The sequence below is a fragment of the Peptoniphilus timonensis JC401 genome (assembly GCF_000312025.1).
Taxonomy (GTDB): domain Bacteria; phylum Bacillota; class Clostridia; order Tissierellales; family Peptoniphilaceae; genus Peptoniphilus_A; species Peptoniphilus_A timonensis.
Genome location: NZ_HE978593.1, coordinates 272127 through 280055 on the forward strand (window position 1 = coordinate 272127; position 7929 = coordinate 280055).

The following is a 7929-nucleotide window of genomic DNA, read 5'->3' on the forward strand; positions in this document are numbered from 1 at the left end:
GACGGTAATTTTTAAAAAAGTAAGAGAGCAGTTGTTTGGTGCGAAACTGTATTTTTAGATTTTACAGATCACCTTGGAGCTCAAAGGTCAAAAGCCTTTGCGTATTTTGCGTTAAAATATTTAAGTGATAGTTTCCTATAATTAGGGTGGTACCGCGGTTAGTTCGTCCCTTCTCTTTTGAGAGGGGACTTTTTTTATATAGAAATTGGAAGGATAAGGAGTTTTAGATGAAAATGTTTAAAGAGTTATCTAAAGACAGTGTAAGTGAAAGAGAAGAGAAAATCTCAAAATTTTGGGATGAAATAGATCTTCTTCACAAATCTGTTGAAACAAGAGAAGATGGAGAAAATTATATATTCTATGAAGGACCTCCAACTGCAAATGGAAAGCCAGGCATACACCATGTTATGGCTAGAACCTTAAAGGACTTAACTTGTAGATATCATACAATGTTGGGATATAAGGTAAAGAGAAAAGCAGGTTGGGACACACATGGTCTTCCAGTAGAAATAGAAGTTGAAAAGAAATTAGACCTTCACAACAAACAAGACATTGAATCTTATGGTGTTGAGGCCTTTAACAAAAAATGTAGGGAATCTGTTTTTGAATATGAAAAAGAATGGAGAAGTCTTACAAGAAGAATGGGTTATCTAATTGACTTAGATCATCCTTATATTACTCTTGAAAATTCTTATATTGAATCTGTTTGGCATATTCTTGACAAGATGTTTAAAGAGGGCCTTATTTATGAAGGACACAAGATTGTACCTTATTGTCCAAGATGCGGAACTGGACTTGCATCTCATGAAGTAGCTCAAGGTTACGAAGAAATTAAAACTACAACTGCAACATGTAAGTTTAAGTTAAAGGACAAGGATGATGAATATTTCTTGGCATGGACAACAACTCCATGGACTCTTCCATCAAATGTTGCATTAGCTGTTAATCCTAAAGTTGAATATATAAAAGTTAAGCATTCAGATGGAAATATTTATTACCTTGCAAAATCTCTTGCAAAACAAGTATTTAAAGATGATGAATACGAAGTTTTAGAAGAAATGCTTGGTAAAGATCTTGAATACACTGAATATGAACAACTTCTTAAATTCCTTACACCAGATAAAAAAGCTTTCTTTGTAATTTGTGCAGACTATGTAACAACAGAAGACGGTACTGGTATTGTTCACATTGCTCCAGCTTTTGGTGAAGATGACTATCAAACAGCAAGGGGATATGACCTTCCAATGTTAAAACCAGTTGATGAAGAAGGAAAATTTACAGATACACCTTGGAAGGGTCAATTTGTAATTGATGCTGACCACGATGTTCTTCATTATCTAATTGATAATAATCTTTTATTCTCTAAACAAAAGATGCTTCACAATTATCCACACTGCTGGAGATGTCACACTCCACTAATTTATTATGCTCATCCATCATGGTATATTGAAGTGACTAAGTTTAAAGATAAATTAATTAAAAATAACGAAGGTGTAAACTGGTTCCCAGATTTCGTAGGAGAAAAAAGATTTGGAAATTGGCTAGAAAATTTAAATGACTGGGCAATTTCAAGATCAAGATATTGGGGCACACCTCTACCAATTTGGAGATGTGAATGTGGTCATACAGAATCTGTTGGTTCAATTGAAGATCTTAGAAATAAAGCAGTAGAAGATGTAAGTGAAGATGTTGAACTTCACAGACCTTATGTTGATGATATTCATCTAAAATGTCCAAAATGTGGTAAGGAAATGACTAGAGAATCAGATGTAATTGATGTTTGGTTTGATTCAGGAGCTATGCCTTTTGCTCAATGGCACTATCCATTTGAAAATAAAGATAACTTTGATGAATTGTTCCCAGCAGATTTTATTTCTGAAGGTATAGATCAAACTAGAGGTTGGTTTTATTCACTTCTTGCAATTTCAACTTATATGACTGGCAAGAGTCCATATAAGAATGTACTTGTCAATGATTTGATCCTTGATAAGGAAGGTAAGAAGATGTCAAAATCACGTGGAAACACTGTTGCTCCATTTGAATTATTTGATAGATATGGTGCAGATGTTGTTAGATGGTATTTACTATATGTTTCACCACCATGGACACCTACAAAATTTGATGAAGATGGTCTTCGTGAAATTGAATCAAAATTCTTTAGATCACTTAGAAACACTTATAATTTCTTCAGTCTTTATGCCAATACTGACGAAATTGATCCAAGAGAAGGAAAAGTTTCTTATGACGATTTAGAAGAAATAGATAAATGGTTACTATCTAAATACAATAGACTTGTAAAAAATGTAAGGGAAGATATGGATGCTTTTGAACTTACAAAAGTTGTAAGGGAAATCCAAGATTTTGTCATAGAAGATATTTCCAACTGGTATATAAGAAGAAACAGAAGAAGATTCTGGAAAACAGACAAAGACAACACAAAAATTGCAGTATACAAGACAACTTACGAAGTTTTACTTGGAGTTACAAAATTAATTGCTCCAATAGTTCCATTTACTGCAGAAGAATTATTTAAGTCATTAACTGATGAAGAATCTGTTCACTTAGTTGATTATCCAACTTATGATGAAAATATGATTAATGATAAAGTTGAAGAAAAAATGGATCTTGTAAGAGATCTTGTAACTTTGGGAAGAGCTTCAAGAGAAGAAGCTAAGATTAAAGTAAGACAACCTCTTTCAAAAGTTATCATTGACGGAAAATATAAGGAAATAATTGGAGAACTAACAGACTTAATAAAAGAAGAACTTAATGTCAAAGAGGTTCAATTTGAAAATGACCTTTCAGAATATATGGAATTTGAACTAAAGCCAAACTTTAGAGTTTGCGGAAGTATTCTAGGTTCAAAAGTTAAGGACTTTGGTAAATTATTAAGAGAAGTTGATGCAAAAGAATTACTAGCAAAACTTGATGAAGGCAAAGTTAATCTTGAAATATCTGGTGAAGAAACAGAAATTGAAAGAGATTTTGTAGAAGTTAAAATTTCTGCAAAAGAAGGTTCTGATGTAATAATGGAAAACAACTTATTTGTAATTCTTGACACAGAACTTAATGAAGAACTTTTAAATGAAGGTTATGTAAGAGAATTTGTATCAAAAATTCAACAATTGAGAAAGAAAAAAGATTTAGATATTTTAGATAATATTAAGATAAGTTACAAGTCTGATGAAGAAGTGGAAAAAGCTATTGAATCAGATAAGGAATTTATTAAATCAGAAACTCTTGCTCTTGAAATTGTAAATACAGAAAATGATGCAGAACTTGAAAATCTAAATGGTCACGATATAAAAATAAATATAGAAAAAATGTGAAAATAAAAAATAAGGTTCTAGGAAACTAGAGCCTTATTTTTATGCAAACTTTTATAATATTTTCTTTAATAAAAATATAATAAATTATTTTATTAAAGAACTGCTTCTAAAAATTTCTTTGTATTTAAATTTTTAGTCTTATTAAAAACGTAATCGGGACTTCCCAAGTCTTCTACAATTCCGTCTTTCATAAAGACAATTGTATCAGAAATTTCACGAGCAAAACCCATTTCGTGAGTAACTATAATCATAGTTAATTTGTCCTTTAAAGATTTAATTACATTTAAAACTTCTTTTACCATTTCAGGATCAAGTGCTGAAGTTGGTTCATCAAAAAGGAGAACATTAGGTTTATTGGCAAGAGCTCTTGCTATTGCGACTCTTTGTTTTTGACCACCAGATAATGAAGAAGGATAAAAATCTTTTTTATCTTCAAGTCCCATACTCTTTAAAAGATATATAGCATAATCTTTTGCAGATTTTTCGTCTTCACCTTTTACTTTAATAGGTGCAAGAGTTATATTTTCTAAAACAGTTTTATTTGGAAATAAATTAAAATTTTGAAAGACCATTCCAATTTCCAATCTTATTTTTTCCAAATTTGGATTGTCACCGCTTATTTCATAACCATCTAAATAAATATTTCCTCCATTTATTTTTTCTAGTAAATTTATTGACCTCAATAAGGTTGACTTTCCAGATCCACTTGCACCAATTATAGATGTTACAGTTAAATCATCTATATCTAAATTTATTCCCTTTAAAACTTCTTTATCGCCAAAAGACTTTTGCAAATTTTTAATTTTTATCATATTTTCCCTCCACAAATTTTAAGAGCCTAGATAAAGTAAAAGTTATAGCAAAATAAAGTAGAGAACCTATTATAAGAGGTTCTAGAGCTTTATAAGATGAACCCCTCACTAAATTTACATTATACATTATGTCAGTTACTCCAATAGTTGAAATAATTGAAGTTTCTTTTATAACTGCTATAAATTCGTTGGCAAGAGCTGGCAAAATATTTTTTGTGGCTTGGGGAAGAATCACTTCTTCCATTGCCAAAGATTTTTTCATTCCAAGAGATCTTGCAGCTTCCATTTGTCCCTTGTCAATGGCATTTATACCAGATCTTATAATTTCCGCAACATAGGCAGCAGAATTTAAACTAACAGCTATGACTCCTGTAATATAGGCAAAAGATGAAATTGAGAGTCCAAAACTTTTAAAATCTATTATACTTGCGAGACCAAAGAAAATAAAAAATACTTGGGTAAGCATTGGAGTTCCTCTCACAATTTCTAGATAGGCACTTGAAAAAACTTTTAGACTTTTTATTTCAGAAGATTTCATAAGGTACAAAAATAAACCAAAAATAGAACCTAAGACAACGGAAATTAGTGAAAGTGATAAAGTGACCAAAAGCCCCTTAAAATAATAAGAACTATACTTTGCAAAAATTTCTACACTTGTTCCAAAAAAGCCAACTAACAATTTTCCAGAAATTAATAAAAATATTAAAAAGGCTAGAATGACTAAGCCATTTATAAGATTATTTTTAGAAAATTTTTTATTTTCAATTTTATAAATATTTTCCATAAAGTCACCTACTTAGTAGAAAGTTCTAGGGCTTTTTCATAATATTTATCTAACTTACCTTCCTTTTCTAGTCTATCTAAAGTTTTGTTAACTGCTTCTAATAATTCTGTATCATTTTTATTTAGCCCAATTGCTGTGCCATCTAAGTCAGCATCAAAGAAGAATGAATCTTCGATTTTTAAATTTTCGTTAGAAAGTTCATAATTGTCTCCAACACATTTTTCTACAATGATTCCATCAATAAGACCACCATCTAATTGAGCTACTAAATCAGGAGTTTTAGGAAGTGAAACAAGCTTTTTAATTTGCAAGTTTTTTCCAATATCTTCCTGACTAGTTGCAGTTTGAACACCAATTGTAAGATCCTTTAATGAATCTTTTTGAGTGTACTTCCCAAAGTCTTTTTTATTAACTAATAAATAATTTTTAGGTTCGTAATAAACTTTAGAAAATGCCATGGATTTTTCCCTTTCAGGAGTTTTAGAAACTCCAGATAATGCTAAATCAATTACACCAGTGTCTAAACTTGCGAGGACTGAAGAAAATTCCATATCAGAAATTTCAAGTTCAACACCAAGATCTTTTGCTATTTCTTTGCCTATAAAGACATCAAAGCCAAGAATTTCATCTTTTCCATTTATATTTTTGTGAAATTCAAAAGGTGGATAATTTGCATTGCAACCCATGACAATTTTTCCAGACTCTTTGATTTCATCAATTCTTGAATTAGAATTTTCCTTGGACTTATTAAAAAATATTATAAGACCAATTATAAGAACAGCCAAAATTATACTTGATATACTTATTATTTTTTTCTATAATTTTTCCTCCATAAAATAAAAAAAATCGCCTCTATGAAAGAGGCGAAGTCCGCGGTACCACTCTAATTATCTTTTAGATATCTCAAAACTTTAAGGCAGTTAACCTCTGTAAATACTAAATTCCTTACAGAATCTCTGTGGTTCTATTATATTCTTTCCACTTACAGGCTTTCACCTAATCCTGCTCTCTAAAAAGTTTATGAGAATACTTTTTGTCCACTTCATTGATTTCACAATACATTACTATGATAAATTATTTTTGTCAAGTCTTTTTTATAAATATTTTAAAAATTATTTTAGATAAAGATTAAATTAAATTTTTTAAAAATTTTTTATTTTTGACATTATATAGATAGAATTTTGTAAAAAAGATTTTATAAAGAATTTTTAAAAATTTTACTTGACAAAATAAATTTAACTTGTTAGGATATCAAACAATAAAAGTTTTGAAAAGCGAAGTAAAATTATCCAAGACTTGAAGAGAGTTTTCGTTTGCTGGGAGAAAATAGGGAGGATAATTTGAAATAGGAGCTTGGAACTGGCATCTCGATATTTAGATTTGCCCGGTTACGCGTTATAGTTTTTGAGGTATAGAAATATACAAATTTGGGTGGTACCACGTTCTTCGTCCCTTGATAGGGGCGATTTTTTTATACTTTTTTTTGAGTCTCAAAGTAAGCTGTCCTAACATAAGATTTTATTTGGAGGAAAAAAATGAAAAATACAAATTATAAAAAAATTGCTCTAGCATATTCAGGTGGTCTTGATACTTCTATTATCATCCCATGGTTAAAAGAAAACTACAATTGTGAAGTTATCGCAGTAGTTGGAAATGTCGGCCAAGAAAAGGAACTTGAAGGTCTAGAAGAAAAAGCTATTAAAACAGGAGCTTCGAAAATTTATATAGTTGATCTTGTAGAAGAATATGTAAAAGATTTTGTATTCCCAACACTTAAAATGGGAGCAAAATATGAAAAAAATTATCTCTTGGGAACAGCCACTGCAAGACCTCTTATAGCAAAATCCTTAGTGGAAATTGCAAAGAAAGAAAATTGTGATGCAATTTGTCATGGATGTACTGGAAAGGGAAATGATCAAATTCGTTTTGAAATGGGAATAAAGCATTTTGCTCCTGATATGCCAATTATTGCACCTTGGAGGATTTGGGACATTAAATCTCGTGAAGAAGAAATAGATTATGCAGAAGAACACAAAATTCCACTAAAGATTTCAAGAGAAACAAATTATTCAAAAGATTTAAATATTATGCACTTATCTCATGAAGGATTAGATTTAGAAGATCCAAAAAATTATCCTGATTTTGATAAAATTTTGGAACTTTCAGTTTCTCCAATGAAGGCAAAAGATGAGGTTTGTGACATTGAAATAGAATTTAAAGCAGCAGAAGCTATTGCTGTTAATGGAAAAACAATGAGTCCCGCAGAAATTTTAAGCTATTTAAATAAAGTTGGCGGTGAAAATGGAATTGGTATTGATGATATTGTTGAAAATCGTCTTGTTGGAATGAAAAGTCGTGGAGTTTATGAAAATCCAGCAGGAGCGATACTTTATAAAGCATTAGAAATTTTAGAATCAATTACTCTTGATAAAGATTCATCACACTTAAAGAATTATCTTTCTATAAAATTTGCAGATCTTGTCTACGATGGCAAGTGGTATTCAAATTCTATTAAAGGACTTTTAGCTTTCGCAGATGAAATTACAAAAAATGTAAGTGGAAAGGTTAAGTTAAAACTTTATAAGGGAAATATTATTCCAGCAGGGGTAGAGTCAAAGTATTCTCTTTACAGTGAAGATTTAGCTTCCTTTGGAGATGGAGGAGAAGATTTATATTCTCACAGTGACGCAGCTGGTTTTATCAATCTTTATTCTCTTCAAACGCTAGTTGATGCTAAGATAAATAAAGGAGTTTAATATGTATTTATGGGGATCTCACTTAGAAGGGCTAGAGGATTTTACTCATGAATTTAACAAGTCCATAGATTTTGACAAAATTTTATTTGAAGAAAATATTAGAGGCTCTCTTGCACATGTTGAGATGCTCTCTAAACAAGAAATTATAAGTAAAGAGGATTGTAAAATAATTTCTAATGAGTTAAAAAATATTTTACAAGAAATTAAAAATAAAGAGTTAGAAATAAATTTAAATGAAGAAGATATAC

At 30.3% G+C, this 7929-nt stretch carries 5 protein-coding genes, 1 pseudogene and 3 other annotated features (1 of these 9 cut by a window edge); of the genes and pseudogenes, 3 read left to right on the top strand and 3 right to left on the bottom strand.

Features of this window, described 5'->3' with window-relative positions:
* Window positions 1-174: a binding site (T-box leader), on the top strand; it begins 17 nt to the left of the window's first position.
* Window positions 175-227: 53 nt separating this feature from the next.
* Window positions 228-3329: an isoleucine--tRNA ligase gene (ileS, locus tag HGPT_RS01370; protein WP_019138105.1), complete on the top strand. Its 3102-nt coding sequence runs from the start codon at window positions 228-230 to the stop codon at window positions 3327-3329.
* 92 nt (window positions 3330-3421) lie between these two features.
* Here ileS and HGPT_RS01375 read toward each other — a convergent pair whose 3' ends face one another.
* From HGPT_RS01375 to HGPT_RS01385, 3 genes are read right to left on the bottom strand one after another with little or no spacing between them, the layout of a single operon-like run.
* Window positions 3422-4141, bottom strand: coding sequence for an amino acid ABC transporter ATP-binding protein (locus tag HGPT_RS01375; protein ID WP_019138106.1), 720 nt, complete (start codon window positions 4139-4141; stop codon window positions 3422-3424).
* Window positions 4128-4925, bottom strand: coding sequence for an amino acid ABC transporter permease (locus tag HGPT_RS01380; protein WP_019138107.1), 798 nt, complete (start codon window positions 4923-4925; stop codon window positions 4128-4130). Before HGPT_RS01380 ends, HGPT_RS01375 begins: the two co-directional genes overlap by 14 nt.
* 8 nt (window positions 4926-4933) lie before the next feature.
* Window positions 4934-5710, bottom strand: coding sequence for a transporter substrate-binding domain-containing protein (locus tag HGPT_RS01385; protein ID WP_155799225.1), 777 nt, complete (start codon window positions 5708-5710; stop codon window positions 4934-4936).
* Between the two features lie 71 nt (window positions 5711-5781).
* Window positions 5782-5980: a binding site (T-box leader), on the bottom strand.
* Window positions 5981-6183: 203 nt separating this feature from the next.
* Window positions 6184-6382: a binding site (T-box leader), on the top strand.
* Window positions 6383-6460: 78 nt separating this feature from the next.
* Between HGPT_RS01385 and HGPT_RS01390 the strand changes: the two genes are divergently transcribed.
* Both HGPT_RS01390 and HGPT_RS09150 read left to right on the top strand, forming a co-directional pair.
* The gene (locus HGPT_RS01390) at window positions 6461-7681 is read left to right on the top strand and encodes an argininosuccinate synthase (protein WP_019138110.1); all 1221 of its coding nucleotides are present in this window, start codon (window positions 6461-6463) and stop codon (window positions 7679-7681) included.
* 1 nt (window position 7682) lies between these two features.
* Window positions 7683-7929: pseudogene (locus HGPT_RS09150) on the top strand (argininosuccinate lyase); the annotation flags it as partial.